Consider the following 21,687-nt stretch of genomic DNA (forward strand, 5'->3'; position numbering starts at 1 on the left):
CTCTCAGAAGCTGAGCGAGTGCTTCCCCGTACTGGCCGGTCTCTTGCAAACAACCATCGATCGCCCTGTGCGAGATTCGTACCGCTTGCCGAGCCGTCGCACGATCGAAATGTACCCCGGTCAAGGGCCTGTGGTGAGCATTCAAACTGCTGTGGCGAGCCAGTCGAACCACTCGTTCGCCCTGAGCCTGTCGAAGGGGGCCTCTTGAAAGAGGTCGATCAGGAAGGCGGGACAGTTTGTCCGTTTGCAGGGACAGGATGCATCCACGATCCAGTTTGCCATGGGGCTTTGTGACTTGTGCGGTACTCTGGACCGCTTGCACACCGGTCAACGGAACGCTCATCAAGGAGCGCGACAAACGCTATGCCCAGCGATGCCAGGCCGCCCCCCGCGTCATGGCTTCCACTCAAGCTCCCCGACGCGACCGGCCGGCGCTCATAGAAACCGCCGTGGAGGGGTTCTCGCGCGAATCCCTCGTCCTCGCCGAAATACTCGACATTTCGTCGCTGCTCGAACGGATGCCGACTGCCGAAGCGGACGCGGAGCAGAAGAGCGCCGGCGCGGCCCTGCGCTTGATGAGCCTGCGCCAGGAAGTGATGCAGGCCCTCTTGCTGGCCTCGCTCGAAGCCTCAAGCGCATCCGCCGAAGTGCGATGCGAACAGGACCGCGCCGACCGACTGGCCGATGAGATGGAAGAGAGACGGAGCCGCCGCTACACCCGGCTCACCCTCACGGCGGTCATTCTCACCGCCCTCACCTCGGTCGTGACCGGAGCGTTCACCTTGTCGGGCGACGCGGTGGCCGACGGAGTCGTCGCCGTCACGGGGGGCGCGTTGGGAGGACTGTTCGGAGGTCTCGCGCTCCTCGATGCCGACGAACGCCCGTTTCATCATCCTCGCAACCATCTCAAGGAGATTTGGGAAGGACCGGACGAGTCCGAGGTATTCCCCGGGTCGATCTGGCGATTCCTCAATCGTCGCGGCGCCGATCCTGACGCCAAGAGCCTGCGCGAGCAACTGGTGAAGGATTGGCGGGGAAAAGGCCGCCTCGGCGATCGGAATTCCGACGACGAACAGAAACGGCTGGCGCTGTTGTTCGGCGAGGGCGGCTCGTACGGCATCGAGGAATTGCGCGCGCGCACCGAGATGCTGAACGAGCTGGGCACGACGATCGACCTCTTCTATGAGGAACTGGAACGGTTCGCGCACGAGGCGCTGGGCCGCCGGCCGATTGCACTCGACGAGTAGCGCCTTCTTCTCCCGATGCCTCGCGATGTTTTTCCACTGCGCGGGATTGCGAGGAAGCAGAGAGACAACTTGTCGTGGAAAGAGGACAGGATGTTCGGCGACGAGACAGTACCATCTCCATCACGGCGTTGGGACCGCCTGCTGGACTCCGTGCGGACGCACGATTGGATCGTGCCGGCCGTGATGGTGGCGGCGGCGACCGCCCTGGCCTTCACGATGGACGCCTTGGACCAGGTGGTCCAAGGCCGTCTGGAGCCGGTGTGGTGGCTGTTCAGCGGCGAGCAGAAGACCGCGCGCCAACTCCTCTCGGCCATCGCGGCCGCCATGGTGGCCGTCGTCACCATGGCCTTCTCCGTCACCGTGACGGCCTTGACGTTGGTCGCGCAACATTACGGCACGCAGGTCATCCGCACGTTCATGCGGAATCTCACCACCCAGGTCGTGATAGGCGCGTTTCCCGCGACCTTCGTCTATGCCTTGATGATTCTCCGCAGCGTGCACAACGCCTCGAACGACGAGTCGCTCCCGCGCATCGCGATCACCGTCGGCATCCTGCTGGCGCTGGCGTCATTCGGGCTGTTGCTCTATTTCCTCTATCACGTGTCCGAGAGCCTGGACGCGCCGAACGTCGTGGCCTCCGTCGCCCACGATCTCGAACGCGTCATTGAGCGGACGACGCGGCGCACCGACGGCCGGCCCGTTTCCGAGCCGGCGGAGGCGCCGGGGACGGCGGCAGAGCGGGCGAGAGTTATCGAGGCCGCGACGAGCGGCTACCTCCAAACGATTGACTGCGCCGAGCTCGTCGCGACGGCGCAAAGACATGACGCGATCATCCGTCTGCAGTGCCGCATCGGACGGTTTGTCCTCCGCGGCGATCGCCTGGCGACGGTGGACGGAGCCGGCGCCGCCCGGCTCCCGGCCGGCTGCGTTCACAACGCGCTCTCTCTCGGGGCCAAACGCACGCTGGAGCAGGATGTCGAGTTCGGCATCGATCAGCTCGTGCAAGTGGCGATTCGCGGCCTCTCGCCGGGACGGAACGACACCTTTACCACGATGCTCTGCCTCGACCGGCTCGGGGCCGCGCTGAGCCTGCTGGCGGATCGGCGGTTTCCCCCGTCCGTCCTCCGGGACGGCGACGGCCGGCCGCGCTTGGTGATGCACCCGCCGACGTTCGCCGAGCTGGTGGATCGGGCCTTCGAACAAATCCATTCGTTCGGGGGCGAGACCACGGTCGTCGCAATCCGGCTCCTGCGCACACTCAAAGCGATCGCGCTGCGGGCGCAACGGCCCGGCGATCGCGCGGCGCTGCGCCGGCACGCCGTGCAAGTCCACGAGGCAAGCCGCCAGCAACTCGGCGAGCGGCTCGGGATCGAGGCCATCGAAGCCGAGTTCCGGGAAACCATGGCGGCCTTGGAAGAAGACCACCGCCGCTCCGCCGCGGCGTGAGACCGCCCGAGGCCCTTACAGCTCCAACCGGCGCAGCCGGAGCGCATTGCCGATGACCGAGACGGAGCTGAACGTCATGGCGGCGCTGGCGATCATCGGGCTGAGCAACAATCCGAAGAGCGGATACAGCACACCCGCCGCGATCGGGACGCCCAGCGTGTTGTAGACGAAGGCGAAGAACAGATTTTGCCGGATGTTGCGCATCGTGCCGAGGCTCAGCCGGCGCGCCCGCGCGATGGCCCGCAGGTCTCCCTTCACCAAGGTCACGCCGGCGCTTTCCATCGCCACATCGGTCCCGGTGCCCATCGCCAGTCCCACGTGCGCCTGCGCCAAAGCCGGGGCGTCGTTGATCCCGTCGCCGGCCATCGCGACCACGTGACCCTCCGCCTGCAAGCGTTTGATCGCGGCGGTCTTTTGCTCGGGCAGCACCTCGGCCTGCACCTCGTCGATGCGCAGCCGCCGCGCCACCGCCTCCGCCGTCGTCCGGCTGTCGCCGGTCAGCATGACGATCCGCAGCCCTTCCCGATGCAGCAGGTCGATGGCGTCCGGTGTAGATCGTTTGATCGGGTCGGCCACGCCGAGCAGACCCGCCGGCTTGCCGTCGATCGCGACGAACATGACCGTCTGGCCCTGCTGTCGGAGCGTCTCGGCCTGTTGCAACAGTGGCTTCGTCTCGACGGAGAGATCGTTGAGGAATGACACCGTGCCGACGGTTACGGATCGGCCCTCGACCGTGCCTGTGACTCCCTTTCCGGTGACGGAACGAAAGTCCTGCGCCTTGGGCGGCGCAACGCCCTTGTCACGGGCGCCGGACACGATGGCCGCCGCCAACGGATGCTCGCTGCTCTGCTCCAAGCCGGCTGCGAGGCGGAGGAGATCGGACTCGGCGAAGCCGGGCGCCGGCGCGGCGGTCATCAGACGCGGCTTGCCTTCCGTGAGCGTGCCGGTCTTGTCGACGACCAGCACGTCGACCTTCGCCAACGTTTCCAGCGCCTCGGCATTGCGGATCAGCACGCCCGCCGTCGCGCCACGCCCGGTGCCGACCATGATCGACATAGGGGTGGCGAGCCCCAGCGCGCAGGGGCAGGCGATGATCAACACCGCGACGGCGTTGAGCAGCGCATAGGCCATGCGGGGCTCCGGGCCGTACCAGGCCCAGATCACGAACGTGATCGCGGCGACCAGGATGACGATCGGCACGAAGTACGCCGCGACGAGATCCGCCAGCCGCTGGATCGGCGCGCGGGTCCGTTGGGCCTCGCTCACCATGCGCACGATCTGCGACAAGAGCGTCTCGCGGCCGACCCGCTCGGCCCGCATCACGAAGCTCCCCGTGCCGTTCACCGTCGCGCCCACCACGTTCTGGCCCGGCTCTTTTTCCACCGGGATCGGCTCACCGGTGACCATCGACTCATCGACCGAGCTGCTCCCTTCCAACACCACGCCGTCGACGGGGATCTTTTCACCGGGCCGCACGCGCAGATGGTCGCCGACCTGCACCTGCTCCAGCGGCACGTCTTCTTCGCGCCCGTCGGCTCGCACGATGCGGGCGGTTCTCGGCGCGAGCCCGAGCAGGGATTTCAACGCGCTGCTGGTCCGGCTGCGTGCCCGCAACTCCAGCACTTGTCCCAACAGCACCAACGCCACGATGGCGACCGCCGGCTCGAAGTAGACCGCCAGTTCCCCACCGTGGACGCGGAACGAGTCCGGGAACAACCCGGGAACGACCGTCGCAGCCACGCTGTAGAGGTACGCCGCGCCGGTGCCCAGGCCGATCAGGGTAAACATATTGAGATGGCGATTGACGATCGACGCCCAGGCTCGCTGGAACAACGGCCGGCCGGCCCAGAGCACCACCGGTGTGGCCAGCACGAATTGGAACCAGATCAACGCCCGCCCCGAAAACAACTGTTGCAACGGTCGGCCCGGCATCATCTCGGAAATCATGAGCGCCAAAATAGGAGCGCCGAGGAGCACGCTGTGCCAGAACCGGCGCGTCATATCGACCAGCTCCGGGTTCACTTCTTCCCCGGTGACCGTGCGCGGCTCCAGCGCCATGCCGCAGATCGGGCAGGTGCCCGGCTCGGACCGGACTATTTCGGGGTGCATCGAACAGGTGTATTCGGTGCGCGTGATCGGTGCCGTCACGTCGGCCGGCTCCAACGCCATCCCGCACTTCGGGCAGGCCCCCGGTCCTTTCTGGCGCACCTCCGGATCCATCGGGCAGGTGTAGTCCATCTCCGCTGCGCCTGCGGGAGCAGGCGCATGTGCATGGGACGGCTGTGCGGCCGTGCGAGTGAGGTAGCGTTCCGGCTCGGCTTGGAATTTCTTCAAGCAGGACGGGCTGCAGAAGTAGTACGTCCGGCCCTTGTGCTCGGCCATGCCGGCCGCCTGGTCCGGCTCCACCGTCATGCCGCAGACCGGATCGATGTGCGGGCCGGCGGCGGCAGGATGGGCCGGTTTCAGATAGCGTTCCGGGTCAGCCTTGAACCGGTTCAAGCAGGATGGATTGCAGAAATAGTAGGTCCGCCCACCATACTGATAGGAACCGGCGGCGTGCTCGGGATCGACCGTCATGCCGCAGACCGGATCGATCTCCGATCCGGCCCGGGTGGATGGCTGAACCATTTGGAGTGGCTTCATCGTCTTGCTCCTTCCCTCACCCTGTGCATGTCGACCGCCGCAACACTCTTTCACCGTCGTCTGCATGGCCCACCTCCATCTTATCCGTAACTGGTCCGTATCTCACGCCCGCTGTCCCTCCAGCAAGCGCGGTTCACTCTGACAGACGGAGGAAGGGGTCAAATATTACAGTGCGGCTGATCTCAATGTACAAGAGAGCGGTCCAGGAGGAGGAGAGCACCGGGCTGGGACGGCTGTTCGGCAACCGCCACGATGATCCAAGGGCGTCGGTCTCCGGTCAGGGGGGATTTCCGTTCTCGTACAGATCCGCAACTTGTTCTTGCGAGCCGGAAGAGAGCCTGCGGGAATCGGCCTGCAGCCTTGCCGTCTCCTGTATGGTGGCCTTCTCCTCCTGGACAAGAGCCAGCTCTGCTTGCACCGCCTTCACCTGAGCGATCAGTTTCCGGTGTTTCTCGTCCAATTCCGCCAATTCCCGCCTGGCCTGTTTGAGCTCGCTGTCCAGGTGACTCACTCGCCTTTCGTCCCGCGCGATCAGCCGCTCGAAATTGAGGCAGCGCGTTTTCTCCGCCTCATAGTCTTCCAGCAGGGCGCAGCCGCCGGCAAACAGCGCCCAGCCGATGAAGGCGAGCCTCATGGCGCCGCGCATCGGGAAACATCGGGCTTCGCCCGTTTGCCGTGTCATGGTTTTCTCCATGCTCGCTACTCGTCTGGATCCGCCTCGCGGCCTGGTGCGCGTGATGGGACGACGGTCATTTGAGCGGCGCTGATTCAGCCTCAGCGGTCTCCGGCTATCGATCAATCAGGACGGACGCCCGCGCACTTCTTTGATCCACTTGCTCGCGTAGCGTTCCGGCTCGCGCTCGAACTGCTCTTTGCAGCGAGGCGCGCAGAAATAGTACGTGATGCCGCGATACTCCCTCGTGGCGGCCGCCTCTTCTGGCTTCAACGCCATCCCGCAGACCACGTCGTTGACGGTGGCCTCGGTGTCCGTTTGCTTCTCCCCGGTGGCTCGGCTCTGATCCGCCTGCGACGCGTGCAGGGGAAGATGTGAGGCGGCCTCTTCCGTGATGAGGTTGTCGCCGGGCTGCCGAGCCGTTTGCATCACTTAGCAAGATGCCTACCAGGCTCCCCAATGGCCATGCCCAGTCTCATTCCGCCCATCGCGGGCTTTAGAAGGAATACTGCAATCCGATGGTTACCCGCATCTCGGGAGAGTCCTCGGCAATGCCGGCGCCGACACCGAGCGCCAATACGGTCAGGGGATTGATGATCTGCCGAAGCCCGAGTTCGAGGATGTTCGAGTCATAGCCTTTGCGCCGCTGCTGCTCGCGCACGTAATCCGTGATGAACACGGTGGCCCGCGCGACCCGAGCGCTATATCCCACGATTGCGATATAGCGATTTTGCCGTTCGTCACTCATGGGATCCGAGTTGCGCACCCAACTGACATTCACGTGCACACGCTGGAAGAGCGAGGTGTACGGAATGGTCTTCGTCGCCAAAAAGCGGACGTGGGTGTCGAGGCCGGTGCTGCTGAGCCCCGTGGGTACGTCGAGCCGGCCTGAGAGGGCGATGGCGGGCAGGAGCCGCGATTCCTGATTGAAGTTGTACATGGCTTCGGCGATGAGATTGCGGCTGCCGGTTCTGTCCCCGTTGCCCAAGAGAAACGGCGTACCGATCCGGGCTTGCCAGTTGCGGGCAAATCCGAACTCCATGCGCGGTTCCAGCCGGAAGAGATCACGCCCCTCCCGATCCTGCTCGTACCGCCCGAAGGCCTGAATTTCTCGGTTCAAATAGGGCAAGGGATAGGCATCCTCGATCTGCGTCGGGATATTTTCTTCCAAATTGGTGTGGTCGGCGGCGAATACAACCGTCGGCATCAGAACGGCGCGCAACTGTACGCCAAGCAGCAAGACCAATCTCAGCCAGGAGAAGGGTAGTCTAATCATCACAGGCTCCTCACTCGGTGAGAGGAGAAAAGGTCAACGGACACCGACCGGGACCGGCTGAGCGGGCAGCGGCGGGGCGGTCGGCTCCTGCTCCATCGGCAGGGTAGAGACATCGGGCACCGAACCATACTTCTTGTCCCATCCTTGCAGCATGGCGTCGACCATCTTCTGTGGGGTCCCGCCCGGCTCCATCGCCTCGGACATCATCTGCATCTGCGGCATCAACGGCTTGAGCGCCTCCATGAGGGAACCGGGCAATTCACCTTCCTCGAGTCCGGGTCGCATTTTCATCTTGAGCTGTCCCATGACCTTTTCCCTCATCTCCGGCGTCATGCCTTGCGGCATCATGAGGGGCATCATCTCCTCTAGCATCTCCTGCATGATCCGGTTCATGCCGCCATCGGTGCCCTTCATCCAGTCATAATAAATGCGAGGATCCATGTCCGGATACGGCAGCTGGAATTTCCGCGCCAGCCGCTCATCGCCGGGGCGGTATTTCATGGCCTCGATCACCCGATACAGCTCGGCACGCTTCTGGTCGATGGTCCACCCGTCATAGGCCAAAATGTCATAGGCAATGCCGTGCAGCATGTGGAGGTTATCGAAGATATTGGCGGACTCGGGCGAGAAGCGTGAGTACCGCGGCATGACTTCCCGACTCAGCAGCATCCTAAGGGGCCGATCGACCAGCACTCGGAGATAGCCAGTCTGATTCGTCTGGCGGATCATCGACTCTTGTTCCTGATCGTTGCCCGCCAGCATGAAGGCTTCGTAGATGGCCGGATGCCACCAGTGCGCGTAGTAGAAGAAATTGTTGGAGAGCGGGTAGTAGTTCCGGAAGCGCGTGAAGTAGGGCTTCATCATAACGCCGGCCCGCCGCATCGTGACATCCAGCGGCGCCGGGCTGCGGGGAATGTTCATGTAGTGGAGGTAGTACTCGACGGCTCGGTCCGTCCACTCCTTCTTGTTCTGCCAGGGAATACTCCTGTCCGACAGAATGTCATAGGTCTGCTCATGGTGCAGATGCGTCCAATCGATGGCACGATAGAGCTGCCACGCCACCTGCGAGGTATATGGCCCGAAGATCTGCATCTGCGGTTCGACCGGCGGTGGATGGTAGAGATAGGCCAGGCATTCGAGGTTGAAGTCATAATCCGTCTGGGCGTGCCGGTCGAACGGGTTCAGCAGCAGGACGTCGTGCTGCTTGCCATGGGAGAAATGAATGCCGGAGCTGACCAGATAAGCCGGTCGGTGGCGCTGGAAGAAGTCGATGTTATAACTGAAGAGGGTCGTATGCCGTTGCCCGCGCAGATGGGTGACCTCCGTCCGCTGCTCTATGAGCGGAGGAGGGAAAATCGGATGACTGCCTGGGTCCACTTGGCAGCCGAAGAGGAGGAAAAGGACGAGAGCCCGCGAGAGCATCCGATTCATGTTAAACGCGGAAGCGTGAAGTCTCCGGGTCACCTTGGGCGAATTCCCCATGCTAAGTGCTAACAGATCCACTCCAAGAGACTAGCGGAAAGGACCGCTCGCGCTGGCTTTGAAAGGCCCTAGTCAACAGATGAATTGACCCTATGCGGCGGCTTGCGCCTCCTGCACTACTGCGCCAGCACCAGGATGGCGTATACCACGATGCCGGCGGCGAAGGCGCCGAAGCGGCTTTGGCGTTCGTCCGGCAGTTCTTCCTTGAGCGTCGTGAGAATGATGGCCCCGCCCAAGAAAGCCGTGAGCGCGGCGAAGAGCACCGGCGGCAGGGGCGCCCGGTCGCCCACGGCATAGCCGGCGATGACGGCCGCGGCCAGGACCCAGCGCCCGATTCGGTCGTAATTATGCCGATGCGCTTCGTGCAGCGCTCGGTCGCTCAAGACGAATTCCAGCAGAATCGCCGGCAGAAACAGCAGGAGGCCGCGGAGGCTCCACTCCTCGCTCGCCAGCAGATAGCCGACGATCGTGTTCTTGAGCGTGAACACCGCCATGCTGAGCCAGAAGGCGCCTTGACCCGCCATGTCCTCCAACCCCGCCTCTCTCCGCTGCTTGCGCGAGGTCTTGACGACGCGATCGGCCCCGTAGAAGGTCGCCAAGCCGAGGATCGCGACGAGGTAGATATGATGCTCGAGAAACGACGGCGCCTCCCCCAGGACTCGCTCCACCACCCGCTGCTGCTCCGCCAGCTCCGGCATGATATCCAGAAACACCAATCCCACCGCGACGCCGCCGCTGAACGAGAGCAGGCGGCTCCGCGGCACTTGATCGAGGAACGCGAGCCACGGCGAGACGACGTGCACCAGAATGAGGGGCAGGGCTGCAAGCAAACCGACCTCGCCCATACGCTCGTTCCTATTCCCGCTCCAAAGTTCTCAGCTTGCCGAATCCCGGCATCCCTTCATAACAGTCGCGCCGCTGCTGCACGTCCCGCGCTCCTTCTTCGACCGGGAGGCCTTCCGTCTCCGCCCGCCGCCGGTAATCGTACTCGTCTTCCAGCCACCGCCGGCGAATGCGCTCCAGCGTTCCCGATTCCTTCAGACGGAACAGCAGGTTGTTGATGAACCAGCGCATGGACAATTTCTCATCGGCGAAGAGAGAACACCATGTCCGGATCTCAGAACAAACTGTCCGAAGGCGGTCGAGCCGACCTCCCGATACGACGGCGGTGACCGAACGATGCGACGCCCGCGTTCCTCTTCATCCCCCTAGTCACCGGCGGTCCTGAACCGTGACGCCGCCGGTTCTCTCCCTATGGTCCCTTCGGTGTATGAATTGCAGCGGAGGCATGGAAGAGCGGCGGTGTGTCATAAGCAAGTTGTCCACCTAACGAAGAAGGAAGGAGACGGATCTATGAAACAGGCGTGGCTGGCAGTCGTGGCGGCGACCGGAGTGTTGTGCGGCTCAGCGGTCTTCGCGGATCAAGGCAAAGATCAGCCCAAAGAAAAACTCTTCCTCATGAAGGCCGCCCAATCGCAGCAGGGCGAAATCGAGCTCGGCAAGATGGCGAAGGAACGGGCCGCCAGCGACCAGGTCAAGCAGTTCGGCCAGCGCATGATCGAAGACCATACGAAGGCCAACCAGCAGGTGACCCAACTGGCGAAGCAAGAGGGGGTCGAATTGCCGGAGGGCATGACGGCCATGCAGAAAGAGAAGGCGCAGAAGTTTTCGCAACTTTCCGGAAAGGAGTTCGACAAAGCGTACATCCGGTACATGACGAAGGACCACCGCCAGGACGTGATCGAGTTCGAGCAGAGCGCGAAGGAGATCAAGGACCAGGACGTGCAGCAGTGGGCGCAGCAGACGCTCCCGAAGTTGAAGGAGCATCTCGAGATCGCCAAGACCATCGGCGCGACGCTCGGCGTCGAATAAGACCCTCGGCGCGAGCATGAACCGGCATCCCGACTCGGCGATGGACACCGACCTCTCCTCCCTATTGGATCGGGCGGCGGGGCTGCGCGTGCTCGTCGTCGGAGACGCCATTCTGGACCGCTATCTCGACGGCACGACGCGCCGGCTCTGCCGGGAAGCGCCGGTCCCGGTCGTGTCGTTGACCGGATGCACCGAGTCGCCGGGCGGCGCGGCCAATGCCGCCGCGAACGCCGCCGGCTTAGGGGCGCAGGTATCTTTCTTGTCCCTCGTCGGCCGCGACCCGGAAGGAACGCAGCTCTGCCGCCTGCTGATCGACCACGGCGTCGTGGTCGAGCGGGTGGTGCGGGCGTCCGACCGCCTCACGCTCACCAAGTCGCGCGTCCTTGCCGACAAACGGATATTGCTGCGCTTCGACGAAGGCACGGGCGGGCCTCCCGCGCCGGAAGACGACTATCGCCTGATCCAGGGATTGCAGGCGCTCGTGCCGGTCCACGACGCCGTCATCGTGTCGGACTACGGTTACGGGACCGTTTCACAGAAGGTGATCGATGCGCTGGCCGCTCTCCAGCGCCGGTCGCCGCGCGTGCTGGTCGTCGACTCGCGCCGCCAACTCAGCCGCTTCCGTTCCATGCAGGTGACGGCCGTCAAGCCGAACTATGCCGAAGCGCTGGCGCTCCTGAAGGTGGAGGAAGAAGAACCGGCCCGCCGCGTCGACGCGCTGGCGCAGTCCGGCCGGCGCATCTTGGAGGTGACGGGCGCCCACGTTGCGGCGGTGACGTTGGACCAGGAAGGAGCCATGATTTTCGAGCGGTCGGGCCCGCCCTACCGCGCCTATCCCAAACCGACGCGGTTCGCCGGCGCGACGGGAGCGGGCGACACCTTCACCAGCGCGCTCACCCTCGCGCTCGCTGCCGGCGCGCACGCGCCCGTAGCGGCGGAGCTGGCGTCGGCGGCAGCCGCGGTGGTCATCGGCAAAGAGGGCACCGCCGTCTGCACGGCGCAGGAAGTGCGCGAATATGCCGCGCGTGAGAGCAAAGTGATCGACAGCGACCGCCTGGCGATGAAAGTCCGCTTCTATCGTGAGCAAGGACGGCGCATCGTCTTCACAAACGGATGCTTCGACCTGCTGCACCGCGGGCACATCACCTATTTGAGCCACGCCAAGGCCCTGGGCGACCTGCTCATCGTGGCGGTCAATTCGGACCGCAGCGTGCAGGCGCTGAAAGGAGCTGGCCGGCCGATCAACCCGCTGAGCGATCGGTTGGCCGTGCTCGGCGCCCTGAGCTGCGTGGATTATCTGATCGGATTCGACGGCGCCTCTCCGACCGACCTGCTGCGCCTGCTCAGGCCCGACGTCTATGTGAAGGGGGCCGATTACACGCGGGAGACGCTGCCGGAAACGTCGTTAGTGGAGTCGCTCGGCGGCGCCATCCACTTCCTGCCCTACGTCGACGACCGCTCGACCAGCAACATCATCCGCCGCATCCAGGAGGCCGAGGTGAACCGGGCGGCGTAACGCCGGCTCGGCCGCCCGCGCGAGGAGGTTGGTGATCCGCTGAGCGGCGGCGTTGAGCCGGCTCGACCGCCACCCGGGCGCCCCGTAGTCGTCGAGTCCCCAGCTCCATTGAATCGTGCCGGCGGCGAAGACGAAGCGTCCCTGCTCGGTTTCATAGCGCGTCATGTCGGCGACACACAGTCCTCCGCGACAACCAGGCTTGACGTCCGTCGGGCAACGTGGCGCTCGCGTGGGTATCGAGATTGGTTGAGTAGGTGACGTCATAGCCTTCCCGCTCCAGCCAGCGCACCATGTTGTATTCCCATCCGGCCGGCGAGGCCGGGTCGCGCGGCGGGACGGACAGACAGCCCATCCGATAGATGTCGGGGCGATACGCGGGATCGGCGGCGTTGACGAACAGATCGAGGGCCTCCCCGCGGTTGATGCTCGTGGCGGACGCATAGCCTTCGATTTCCTGCCCCCGCGCCGGCTGGATCAATTGCCACTCGGTCGTGCCCGAGCGGCGTTTTCGTCGGCGATCAAACCGGCCGGCGAGGAAGGAGGGACTGCGAGCAGGAGCCAAACAAGGACGAGGAGCGGTGCAAGCATGGAAGGAGCGGGAACCCGAGTATGACAAGAAATCGCGAGCGCCTGCACTAGGTATATCCCGGTTGTTGAAGTCACGGGTGCTTGCGGTAGCTTAATTCACAACGATGGCGGCGATCGACGTGCTCATACCGACCTACCGGCGCCCGGCGGCGCTGGCGATCACGCTGGCCGGCCTGGCCTCACAGACTTGCCGCGACTTCCGCGTCATCGTGTCCGACCAGACCGACGACGACGAATGGAGTCTGCCCGGCGAACTGCAGGCCGTGCTGCGCCTGCTGCGGGCTCATGGCCACGCGATCGATGTCCTGCGCCATCTCCCCCGTCTGGGGATGGCGGAGCAGCGGCAATTTCTCCTCGACCAGGCGGAGGCGCCCTACTGCCTGTTTCTCGACGACGATCTCATCCTGGAGCCGGACGTGGTGGGGCGCCTGTCGACGGCGATGCGGGAGCAACAATGCGGCTTCGTCGGCATGGGACTCATCGGGTTGAGCCATCTCGACGACGAACGGCCGGAGGAACAGGCCGTCGAGTTTTGGGACGGCCGTGTGCAGCCGGAATCCGTGCTCCCCGACAGTCCTGCCTGGCAGCGGCATCGCCTGCACAACGCCGCGAACCTGCTTCACGTACAGAACCGCCTGAACCTCGCGCCCGGCCGCCAACGGCTGTATCGCGTGGCCTGGATCGGGGGCTGCGTGTTGTACGACGCACAGAAGCTCCGGGCGGCCGGCGGGTTTTCGTTTTGGAAAGAGCTGCCGCCTCAACATTGCGGAGAAGACGTGCTGGCGCAGCTCCTCGTCATGGCGCGCTACGGAGGCTGCGGCGTCCTGCCGTCCGGCGTCTATCATCAGCAGCTGCCGACGACCGTGCCGGATCGGCGGGTGAACGCGCCGGTGTATTTCTTTTCGCATCGGATGAGTGCGGCATGAAGATGGCCCAAGAGGCGTCGGGTCCGGCGATCGGCATCGCGCCCCCGGCGTTCCTGCAGATCGAGCCGGTCGGACAGTGCAACCTCCGCTGCCGGATGTGTCCGATCCAGTTCCGGACCGACGGGCCGCCGTACGGCCCGCCGGCCTTTCTCGACTTCGACACGTTCGCCCGGCTTCTCGCGCAGGCGCCGCACGTCACCGAGCTCCATCTCCAGGGACTGGGCGAGCCGCTGATGCACCCGCGCTTCTTCGATCTCGTGGCGTACGCCGCGCAGAAAGGCATCCGGGTCACGACCAACAGCAATCTCACGCTCCTGACCCCCCGCCTGGCCGAGCGCTGTCTCGCGAGCGGCCTCGCCTATCTCCACGTTTCGCTCGACGGCGCCACCGCCGCCACCTACGAGCACATCCGCGTCGGCGCGCGCTTTGATCGCGTCGTGCGCCGGCTGGAAGCGCTGCTCGCCGCCCGCCGCCGGCTGGGCCTGGCCCAGCCCGGGATCGGGCTGGTCATGGTCGTGATGCGCCGCAATCTGCAGGAGCTGCCCGCGATGGTCGAGCAAGCGCACCGCTGGGGCGTGGACGATCTCTTCGTCCAGCATCTGTGCCATGAGTACCGGGAAACCGCGCTGCCCGCTCGTTATGAGAGTATGCGGGCCTTCGTAGAGGCCGAATCGCTGGAGGATGAAGCAGCCGGAGCGGTGGACCGGTATTTCGGCGAAGCGCGAGCGCTGGCCGCGCGTCTGAGCGTCAGGCTGCGGTTGCCGGGCGCGAACCGCGCTCCTCATCCCCCCGGGACGCCGGGCAGGCAACGGTGCGGCTGGCCCTGGAGCGGCATGTACTTGAGCTATCGCGGCGAGGCGATGCCCTGCTGCATGGTCGGCACACCGGACCGCATCAATTTCGGCAACGCGGCCGAACAAGGAGCGGAAACCATATGGCGGGGGGCGGAGTACGAAGTCTTTCGCCGGCGGCTTGAATCCGACGAACCGCCGGATATTTGCCGGTCGTGTGCCGTCTACAAGGGAACCATGTAGAGAAGAAAGTCTGATTTGGTGATGGCGTGATTTGGTGAAGTGAGCTCCCGCTTCACCCAATCACCGAATCGTACGTCAGACTTCACCTTTCAGCCATGCGCCTCGTCGATCGGCCTCACGAACCGGACCTGCGCAAAATCGCCGTTCTCCGCGCGAACAAGATCGGCGATCTGATCTTTTCGCTTCCCGCTCTTGACGGCCTCCGGCGGAGCTATCCCCGTGGCGAAATCGTGTGGCTCGGTACGCCGCTGCACGCCGAATTTTTCGGCGGACGCCCGAGTCCGGTCGATCGGGTCGTCGTCGTGCCTCCGTCGCGCGGCGTGCGGGAGGAGGGGCCGAATGACGATCCGATCGCATTAGACCACTTCTTCGCGGCGATGCAGAAGGAACGGTTCGATCTGGCGATCCAGTTGCACGGCGGAGGACGTTACTCCAATCCATTCGTCCGCCGGCTGGGGGCTCGTCTCACCGTCGGATTGAAAACGCCGGATGCCGCCCCGCTGGACCGGTGGGTGCCCTATACGTATTTCCAACATGAAGTCATCCGCTATCTGGAAGTGATGGCGTTGGTCGGAGCCGCGCGCGCGGACTTGGAGCCGCGGGTCGCGGTCACGGCCAAAGATCGCGATGAAGCCGAACGGGTTTCGCCCTCCACGACCGCTCCGCTGGTGGTCATCCATCCGGGCGCCAGCGACCCGCGCCGCCGGTGGAGCCCGGAGAAGTTCGCCGAAGTCGCCGACCGCCTCATGCGGGACGGCGCCACCGTCGCGATCATTGGAACCGACGCGGACCGCCCCTTGGCGGATGCCGTGCTGGCCGCCATGAAATCGACGGCGCTGGATCTCGTCGGCCGGCTGTCGCTCGGCGGACTGATCGGATTGCTCTCCCGTGCCCGGCTCATCGTCGCGAACGATTCGGGTCCGCTGCACCTGGCCCCCACCGTGGGCTGTGCCAGCGTGGGCATCTATTGGTGCGGCAACATGATCAACGGCGGCCCGCTGACGAGAACGCGCCATCGCGCGGCGGTCTCCTGGCAGCTCGACTGCAGCGAGTGCGGCGCGCGCTGCATGGAGGAGGGATGCGCGCACCCCTCCTCGTTCGTCGCCGGCGTGCCGGTCGCCGAAGTGCTGGAAGCGGCGCTCGAGCTGCTCGGCGCGGAGGGGCTCGCAGCGTCTAAGGGCGGGGTTACCGCTCAAGCTGTTCGGCCTTGAGCATCGGAGGGGGCTCCGAACCGTGCCGCTGCACGTCGCGTGGGATCTTTCCCTCTTCGAGCACCGTTTTGATCCGGACGAGATCCTCGTCGAGCAGCGTGCAAAGACTGAACCTCCAGACATGCGGCCGAGAGGTCTTGCCGATCTGAGCGCCACATGGAGTCGGCGACACCGGGGAACGATCTGTCCCCATCTAGATGACTGATGGACCCCTTCAAAGGAACGGCACATGCATAAAAATATAGATTCAACGCGCGCCGACAAAACAACGAAGGACGGCTATGGACAACTAGAGGAGGTGCCGAATGTTAGTCGATCTCACGGTCATTCCGTTACGGGGCGGCCGGCACACTAGCGACGAAGTGGCCGAAGTCATCAAGCTCGTCGATGCCTCGGGACTTCCCTATCAGCTCACGCCTTCCGGGACCTGCATTGAAGGCGACTGGGACGCTGTGGTGCCGTTGATTCAACGTTGCCATAACATGGTTCGCAGTCTGTCCTCCCACGTCGTCACCTTGATCAAGATCGAGGATGAGGTGGGGAAGGACAATAAACTCAGCACCAATATCGAGTCGGTGGAGCATCGCATCGGTCGGGCCGTCGGTCGAACGTCAAAATTGATCACCGCCGACACCGCTCCATCCGGCAACTAAGAACGCATCCTCATCTCACCCGCTGGCTGTTCCGCTAGAGGAACGAGGCACCGAAAGGCCGGGATCACGAAGTGGGGACAGTGTCGAGGACAGCATCCTTGGCCGGCATGGAGGCGGGTTCAGAATCGGAGCTCATCGTGGCTGACCAGTTTGCGGTCCTCTTCAGGCAGAAAGGCCGGCATGCGTTCGGATGTCCTGCGGCTCCGCTCGCGCGCCGGCGCGCGCGGACCCTCACCATGGCCCGGGACGGACGGCTTCCATGAAAGGGCAGCCGCCACGCCGCGCCTCGGCCGCGCTCTGAGCGTCGGGCAGGAGAGGAGCTTTCAACGCACGCAACCGTAAGTTTGCCGGTTACTCCGGCATGAGGCGATCGGTTCACGATTCAGGGATTCGTCCAGTGTCCTGCCATGCGCCGCCGCATCAGAATCAGTCTGATGACGACGACCTGGTACTCCAACGCCCTCTTCTATGCCGTCGATGTGCCTGCCTTTCAGGATTCCAACGGCGACGGCATCGGGGATTTCCGCGGCTTGATCGGGCGCCTGCCCTATCTCGCCGATCTCGGCGTCACCTGTCTCTGGCTCCTGCCCTTCTATCCGTCGCCCGGGCGGGACAACGGCTACGACGTGTCCAACTATTATGAAATCCACCCGGATGTCGGCAGCCTGGACGACTTTACGGAATGCGTGCACCGCGCAGGCGAACTGGGGATGCGCATCCTCCTCGACCTCGTGATCGACCATACCTCGGATCGGCACCCGTGGTTTCAAGCGGCGCGCCGGGACCGGCAATCCCGCTACCGCGCCTATTATATTTGGGCCGATGCCCCCTCCCCGCCCGAGCCGGACCATGGACCGATCTTTCCCGATACAGAGCCGACGGTCTGGACCCATGATGAGGTGGCCGGGCAGTACTTCTATCACCGCTTCTACCGGTTCGAGCCGGATCTGAACGCCTTCAACCCCGAGGTGCGGGAGGAATTCCTGCGCATCATCGACTTCTGGCTGTCCTTCGGCGTGGCGGGGTTCCGCATCGACGCCGCCTCGCACCTCATCGAGGGGCCGGGCTCGCAGGACGACCACGGAATCTTGAAGGAACTCCGCACGTATGCGGACCGCCGCCGGCCCGGGACGGCGCTGCTCGGTGAAAGCGACGTCGAGCCGGACCGGTTGGCGGCCTACTTCGGGGCCGGCGATGAACTGCACCTGCTCTACAATTTTTATCTCGACAACTATCTCTTTCTGGCGCTCGCCGAGGAACGCGCCGACCCGCTCGTGCACGCCCTGGGGAAGCTCCCCGCGATTCCGGAGTCCTGCCGGTGGGTGAACTTCCTGCGCAACCTCGACGAGCTGGACCTGGAACGGCTCGGCGAGCCGGAGCGGGAGGCGGTCTATCGGGCCTTCGCGCCTGATGACGAGATGCGGATCTTCGGACGCGGCATCCGCCGGCGGCTCGCCCCGATGCTGAACGACCGGCGCAAGCGCGAGATGGCGCTCAGTCTCCTCTTCACCCTCCCCGGCGTGCCGCTCGTCGTGTACGGAGATGAAATCGGCATGGGCGAGGACCTGTCGCTGCCGGGGCGCCACGCCGTGCGGACCGCGATGCAATGGGCCCCGTCCCCCAACGGCGGGTTTTCCGACGCGCCGAAGGAACGGCTGCGCCGGCCGCTCCTCACAGACGGCCCCTTCGGGTACGAGCGGGTGAACATCACCGACCAGCAGGCCGATCCCGGATCCTTTCTCAATTGGATGAAACGGCTGATCGCCGCACGGAGAGACTGCCCGCTCTGGGGATCGGGCTCCCATCGGATCATCGACGCGGGAGGACCGGCCGTCCTCGCCCACGAATGCGCGGGACACGGCGACCGGCTCATCGCGCTGCATAATTTGACCGGCAAGGATCAGCCGGTCTCGCTGCCCGCATTTCAAACGGACACGTTCGTTCCGATTTTCCACAGCGCCGGCGACGCCCGCGAGGACGCGCACCCCCCGCGCGAACTGGAGCCGTATGGATACCGCTGGTATCGTCTCGCCGGCTGACCGATTCCCGCAGAGCGCCGGCGGCGCCACGCCGGCCCGCTGGTGGCAACGGGGCGTGATCTACCAGATTTATCCCCGCTCGTTCGCCGACGGCGACGGCGACGGCATCGGGGATCTGCGCGGCATCATCGGTAAGGTGGACTACCTCGCCTGGCTCGGCGTCGACGCGGTGTGGCTCTCGCCCATTTATCCTTCTCCCATGGCCGACTTCGGCTACGACGTCGCGGACTACACCAGCATCCATCCCCTCTTCGGCACCTGGCGGGATTTCGACGAGCTGTCGGACGCGCTGCACCGGCGCGGCATCAAGCTGATCTTGGATTTCGTGCCCAACCACACCTCCGATCAACATCCCTGGTTCCTGGAGTCGCGGGCGTCCCGGGCCAATCCGAAGCGGGACTGGTACATCTGGCGGGATCCGGCTCCGGACGGCGGGCCGCCGAACAATTGGATGAGCACGTTCGGCGGCAGCGCCTGGGAATGGGACGCGCGCACCGGGCAGTACTACTACCATGCCTATTTGAAACAGCAGCCGGACGTGAATTGGCGGAATCCGGCCCTCCGGGACGCCATGCACCAAGCCATGCGGTTCTGGCTGGACCGCGGCGTCGACGGCTTTCGCATGGACGTAATCTGGCATCTGGTGAAAGACGAGCAGTTCCGCTGCAACCCGCCGAACCCCGATTATCATCCCGGACTCTGGCCGTCCCGGCGGTTTCTGTCGACCTATACCGCCGACCGGCCGGAGGTCCACGACATCATCGCGGAGATGCGGCGCGTCGTCGATGAATACGACGACCGGCTGCTGATCGGGGAGATTTATCTGCCGGTCGACCGGCTCGTCGCGTACTACGGCACCGGCGGCACCGGCCTGCATCTCCCGTTCAACTTCCAGCTCGTGGAGCTGCCCTGGCGGGCGGAGGCGATCGCCGCCGCGGTCGACCAGTACGAAAAGGCGCTGCCCCCGCACGGCTGGCCGAATTGGGTCTTGGGGAACCACGACAAACCGCGCATCGCCTCCCGGGCGGGCGGCGCGCAAGCCGGCGTCGCGGCCGTCTTGCTGCTCACGCTGCGCGGCACGCCGACCCTCTACTATGGAGACGAGATCGGGATGAGCAACGTCCCCATTCCGGAAGACCGCGTTCAGGATCCCTGGGAGCGGACCATGCCGGGATTCGGCGTCGGCCGCGATCCGGCGCGGACGCCGATGCAGTGGGACGCCTCCCTCCACGCCGGCTTCACCAGCGGAGAGCCGTGGCTCCCGGTCGGGGAGGACTCCGCGCGAATCAACGTCGCGTTGCAGCGCGAAGACCCGGCCTCGTTGCTCCGGCTCTATCGCCGCCTGATCCAGTTGCGCCGCGCGGAGCCGGTCTTGGTGCTGGGCGACTATCGCCGGCTTCCCTCTTCACCGGAGGTGTTTTTGTTTCTCCGCCGTTTGGGCGACCGCCGATGCTTGGTGGCGTTGAACTTCAGCGCGGACCGGCAGCCGCTCTCGGTGCCGCCGGAGCTGGCGTCCGCGCGCATCACCGTCTCGACCAGGCTTGAGCGGGAGGGCGCGGTCGTCGGCTCTTCCGCCCGTCTGGAACCCAATGAAGGGTTCATTTCGATCGGCACGGCGGCGTGACGACCGGGAGCAGACGAGCCTGGATGGAAGAGAACCGCGGATCTCCGCGCGGGTGTTCCAAGCCGGTGCCGGGTCACCGCCCGGCAGGCTGGAGGCCCGGCATCGCGCCGGTCCGGAGCACGTCGTCGAGGCTGCGGGGTTCATGGATGGGCTGCCGGTTGTGCTCCGCCCGGAAGCGCGCCGATTCCTCGTACACCACCCTGCGCGCCCGCATGATCGAACCCAGCGGCCGGTGCGCCGCCAATCCATGCCATGGAGTGAACGATAAGCCGTCGTCGATGGCGCGCGAGCGCGCCTCGCTCCAGGCTTCCTGCGGCGGAACGGTGAGGCGGGCGACGGGGATGTAGGGACTGAGGCGCTCCGGCCACCGGACCGACGCGTCTTCGACCGGCATCCGGGCCGTGTCGGTGCACAACTGCGCGCGCACCTCCCAGACGCCTCCGCGCGCCCGGAAAAACTCCACCACCGCATCGCGCAAGCCATTCGGCCGTCCGGTGAGGTCCAGCTCCCGCCCGATCAACCGTTGGAGCCCGCCGGACACGGGCACGACGGAGAGCTTGGCCATATAGGAACCGTAGAGCAGCGGCGCCTGCGTGTAAAACGTTTCGCTGAGGATGTGCGTGATGGGATGGCCGCCCAGCGCGCGCAGGGTCGGGCTCAATCCGCCCGCCCGCTCGACCAGCGCTTCGACGCCGCGCATCACCGCCGAAAACGCTTTTTTCCACTCCTGCCCCGTATCCGCCGTCGCGGCCAGCAGCCGGAAGCGCCGCAGGAAACTCCCGGCGTCGGCGGCCTGGAAGGCCGGCGTATCTTGCATGACAAAATCCTGGGTCACGTCCTGCTCGCTCCCCGCCAACCGTTCGCCGTCGACGCCGATCACTTTGACGGCGAGGCCGCGCGTGGAGGACACGCGGTCGTCCAGGATGTCGCCCGGCTGCGTCGAGAAGCGCAGCACGGCCGGGTAGCAGCGCGGCTCGGCAAACAAGCCCTGCGCATAGTGGTGCGGCAGGCCGTCGAGCACGCGGAACGTCCCGAGCAAGAGGCCGTGGCTCTTCGCATGGGTGGCGCGCACCGCATGGCCGTAATCGTGGAACGTCGTCTGATGGATCTTGCGCATCGTCTCCACCAGCGCATCGACGGTCGCGCGCTCATCCTCATGAGCGGTTTCCATCGCGGGATCGTAGCGGATCGGCCGCAGCGACCAGGCCCGCGCGGTCACGCGCGCCGCCGCGGCCTGCGGCGACGGCGTTCGCCGACCCGCCCGCATCCGCCGGAGCGTCAGAGCCAAACCGCCCCCGAGCACCGCCACCGCCGCCAACGCCTGATAGAAGGCCAGCCGCGCCTGCTGCCTCTGGTTTTCATGCGGATGTTCCATGTCACTCTCTTGGACTGTTTCTTACGACCGCAGGCTGTTCACAATGGCCGATTAATCTCACCCGCCCACCCCGGCGCGCCAA

General features: G+C 65.0%; 19 protein-coding genes. 10 read left to right on the forward strand and 9 right to left on the reverse strand.

Annotated features, from left to right (window positions below):
* Positions 1–290: 290 nt before the first annotated feature.
* Both NITMOv2_RS13130 and NITMOv2_RS13135 read left to right on the forward strand, forming a co-directional pair.
* Positions 291–1,247, forward strand: a complete 957-nt coding sequence (locus tag NITMOv2_RS13130; protein ID WP_053380304.1) for a hypothetical protein — start codon at positions 291–293, stop codon at positions 1,245–1,247.
* Between the two features lie 90 nt (positions 1,248–1,337).
* Complete coding sequence (locus tag NITMOv2_RS13135) at positions 1,338–2,693, forward strand: DUF2254 domain-containing protein (protein ID WP_053380305.1); 1,356 nt, start codon at positions 1,338–1,340, stop codon at positions 2,691–2,693.
* A 15-nt stretch (positions 2,694–2,708) separates the two neighbouring features.
* Here the strand turns inward: NITMOv2_RS13135 and NITMOv2_RS13140 are convergent, their stop codons facing one another.
* From NITMOv2_RS13140 to NITMOv2_RS13170, 7 genes are all read right to left on the reverse strand, one after another.
* Positions 2,709–5,336, reverse strand: coding sequence for a heavy metal translocating P-type ATPase (locus NITMOv2_RS13140; protein ID WP_238590350.1), 2,628 nt, complete (start codon positions 5,334–5,336; stop codon positions 2,709–2,711).
* 277 nt (positions 5,337–5,613) lie between these two features.
* Complete coding sequence (locus tag NITMOv2_RS13145) at positions 5,614–6,018, reverse strand: coiled-coil domain-containing protein (protein ID WP_145976320.1); 405 nt, start codon at positions 6,016–6,018, stop codon at positions 5,614–5,616.
* 117 nt (positions 6,019–6,135) lie between these two features.
* Positions 6,136–6,438, reverse strand: coding sequence for a YHS domain-containing protein (locus NITMOv2_RS13150; RefSeq protein WP_053380307.1), 303 nt, complete (start codon positions 6,436–6,438; stop codon positions 6,136–6,138).
* 67 nt (positions 6,439–6,505) lie between these two features.
* Positions 6,506–7,285, reverse strand: coding sequence for a hypothetical protein (locus tag NITMOv2_RS13155; protein WP_053380308.1), 780 nt, complete (start codon positions 7,283–7,285; stop codon positions 6,506–6,508).
* Positions 7,286–7,318: 33 nt separating this feature from the next.
* The gene (locus NITMOv2_RS13160; protein WP_202967220.1) at positions 7,319–8,716 is read right to left on the reverse strand and encodes a hypothetical protein; all 1,398 of its coding nucleotides are present in this window, start codon (positions 8,714–8,716) and stop codon (positions 7,319–7,321) included.
* A gap of 167 nt (positions 8,717–8,883) precedes the next feature.
* Positions 8,884–9,612 (reverse strand): hypothetical protein, encoded by a 729-nt coding sequence (locus tag NITMOv2_RS13165; protein ID WP_053380309.1) that lies wholly within the window; start codon positions 9,610–9,612, stop codon positions 8,884–8,886.
* Between the two features lie 10 nt (positions 9,613–9,622).
* Positions 9,623–9,841: a hypothetical protein gene (locus NITMOv2_RS13170; protein WP_053380310.1), complete on the reverse strand. Its 219-nt coding sequence runs from the start codon at positions 9,839–9,841 to the stop codon at positions 9,623–9,625.
* Positions 9,842–10,120: 279 nt separating this feature from the next.
* On the opposite strand from NITMOv2_RS13170, the gene NITMOv2_RS13175 reads away from it, so the two are divergent.
* Positions 10,121–10,639: a DUF4142 domain-containing protein gene (locus tag NITMOv2_RS13175; RefSeq protein WP_053380311.1), complete on the forward strand. Its 519-nt coding sequence runs from the start codon at positions 10,121–10,123 to the stop codon at positions 10,637–10,639.
* 16 nt (positions 10,640–10,655) lie between these two features.
* Positions 10,656–12,155, forward strand: coding sequence for a D-glycero-beta-D-manno-heptose 1-phosphate adenylyltransferase (rfaE2, locus tag NITMOv2_RS13180; protein ID WP_202967221.1), 1,500 nt, complete (start codon positions 10,656–10,658; stop codon positions 12,153–12,155).
* A 151-nt stretch (positions 12,156–12,306) separates the two neighbouring features.
* Here rfaE2 and NITMOv2_RS13185 read toward each other — a convergent pair whose 3' ends face one another.
* Entirely contained in the window at positions 12,307–12,717 is a 411-nt protein-coding gene (locus tag NITMOv2_RS13185) for a N,N-dimethylformamidase beta subunit family domain-containing protein (RefSeq protein ID WP_145976321.1), read from the reverse strand.
* Positions 12,718–12,847: 130 nt separating this feature from the next.
* Between NITMOv2_RS13185 and NITMOv2_RS13190 the strand changes: the two genes are divergently transcribed.
* From NITMOv2_RS13190 to NITMOv2_RS13215, 6 genes are all read left to right on the forward strand, one after another.
* Entirely contained in the window at positions 12,848–13,669 is an 822-nt protein-coding gene (locus NITMOv2_RS13190; protein ID WP_053380314.1) for a glycosyltransferase family 2 protein, read from the forward strand.
* The gene (locus NITMOv2_RS13195; protein WP_202967222.1) at positions 13,666–14,703 is read left to right on the forward strand and encodes a radical SAM protein; all 1,038 of its coding nucleotides are present in this window, start codon (positions 13,666–13,668) and stop codon (positions 14,701–14,703) included. Before NITMOv2_RS13190 ends, NITMOv2_RS13195 begins: the two co-directional genes overlap by 4 nt.
* Before the next feature lie 95 nt (positions 14,704–14,798).
* Positions 14,799–15,914, forward strand: coding sequence for a glycosyltransferase family 9 protein (locus NITMOv2_RS13200; RefSeq protein WP_053380315.1), 1,116 nt, complete (start codon positions 14,799–14,801; stop codon positions 15,912–15,914).
* Positions 15,915–16,219: 305 nt separating this feature from the next.
* Positions 16,220–16,567, forward strand: coding sequence for an MTH1187 family thiamine-binding protein (locus tag NITMOv2_RS13205; protein ID WP_053380316.1), 348 nt, complete (start codon positions 16,220–16,222; stop codon positions 16,565–16,567).
* Positions 16,568–17,001: 434 nt separating this feature from the next.
* Positions 17,002–18,606: an alpha-amylase family protein gene (locus tag NITMOv2_RS13210; RefSeq protein WP_053382085.1), complete on the forward strand. Its 1,605-nt coding sequence runs from the start codon at positions 17,002–17,004 to the stop codon at positions 18,604–18,606.
* The gene (locus tag NITMOv2_RS13215; RefSeq protein ID WP_083448000.1) at positions 18,575–20,230 is read left to right on the forward strand and encodes an alpha-amylase family glycosyl hydrolase; all 1,656 of its coding nucleotides are present in this window, start codon (positions 18,575–18,577) and stop codon (positions 20,228–20,230) included. Before NITMOv2_RS13210 ends, NITMOv2_RS13215 begins: the two co-directional genes overlap by 32 nt.
* A 73-nt stretch (positions 20,231–20,303) precedes the next feature.
* Here the strand turns inward: NITMOv2_RS13215 and NITMOv2_RS24475 are convergent, their stop codons facing one another.
* Positions 20,304–21,401, reverse strand: a complete 1,098-nt coding sequence (locus NITMOv2_RS24475) for a catalase family protein (RefSeq protein ID WP_053382087.1) — start codon at positions 21,399–21,401, stop codon at positions 20,304–20,306.
* Between the last annotated feature and the right edge of the window lie 286 nt (positions 21,402–21,687).

Origin of the sequence: Nitrospira moscoviensis (genome assembly GCF_001273775.1) — a bacterium.
In the GTDB taxonomy this organism is placed as follows: domain Bacteria; phylum Nitrospirota; class Nitrospiria; order Nitrospirales; family Nitrospiraceae; genus Nitrospira_D; species Nitrospira_D moscoviensis.

Coding starts and splice junctions, on each gene's coding strand:
- NITMOv2_RS13155 (WP_053380308.1), bottom strand. CDS start 7,285: ATGATTAGACTACCCTTCTCCTGGCTGAGATTGGTCTTGCTGCTTGGC.
- NITMOv2_RS24475 (WP_053382087.1), bottom strand. CDS start 21,401: ATGGAAACCGCTCATGAGGATGAGCGCGCGACCGTCGATGCGCTGGTG.
- NITMOv2_RS13190 (WP_053380314.1), top strand. CDS start 12,848: ATGGCGGCGATCGACGTGCTCATACCGACCTACCGGCGCCCGGCGGCG.
- NITMOv2_RS13170 (WP_053380310.1), bottom strand. CDS start 9,841: ATGCGCTGGTTCATCAACAACCTGCTGTTCCGTCTGAAGGAATCGGGA.
- NITMOv2_RS13175 (WP_053380311.1), top strand. CDS start 10,121: ATGAAACAGGCGTGGCTGGCAGTCGTGGCGGCGACCGGAGTGTTGTGC.
- NITMOv2_RS13135 (WP_053380305.1), top strand. CDS start 1,338: ATGTTCGGCGACGAGACAGTACCATCTCCATCACGGCGTTGGGACCGC.
- NITMOv2_RS13140 (WP_238590350.1), bottom strand. CDS start 5,336: ATGAAGCCACTCCAAATGGTTCAGCCATCCACCCGGGCCGGATCGGAG.
- NITMOv2_RS13210 (WP_053382085.1), top strand. CDS start 17,002: ATGACGACGACCTGGTACTCCAACGCCCTCTTCTATGCCGTCGATGTG.
- NITMOv2_RS13205 (WP_053380316.1), top strand. CDS start 16,220: ATGTTAGTCGATCTCACGGTCATTCCGTTACGGGGCGGCCGGCACACT.
- NITMOv2_RS13150 (WP_053380307.1), bottom strand. CDS start 6,438: ATGCAAACGGCTCGGCAGCCCGGCGACAACCTCATCACGGAAGAGGCC.
- NITMOv2_RS13165 (WP_053380309.1), bottom strand. CDS start 9,612: ATGGGCGAGGTCGGTTTGCTTGCAGCCCTGCCCCTCATTCTGGTGCAC.
- NITMOv2_RS13200 (WP_053380315.1), top strand. CDS start 14,799: ATGCGCCTCGTCGATCGGCCTCACGAACCGGACCTGCGCAAAATCGCC.
- rfaE2 (WP_202967221.1), top strand. CDS start 10,656: ATGAACCGGCATCCCGACTCGGCGATGGACACCGACCTCTCCTCCCTA.
- NITMOv2_RS13145 (WP_145976320.1), bottom strand. CDS start 6,018: ATGACACGGCAAACGGGCGAAGCCCGATGTTTCCCGATGCGCGGCGCC.
- NITMOv2_RS13160 (WP_202967220.1), bottom strand. CDS start 8,716: ATGAATCGGATGCTCTCGCGGGCTCTCGTCCTTTTCCTCCTCTTCGGC.
- NITMOv2_RS13195 (WP_202967222.1), top strand. CDS start 13,666: ATGAAGATGGCCCAAGAGGCGTCGGGTCCGGCGATCGGCATCGCGCCC.
- NITMOv2_RS13215 (WP_083448000.1), top strand. CDS start 18,575: ATGGATACCGCTGGTATCGTCTCGCCGGCTGACCGATTCCCGCAGAGC.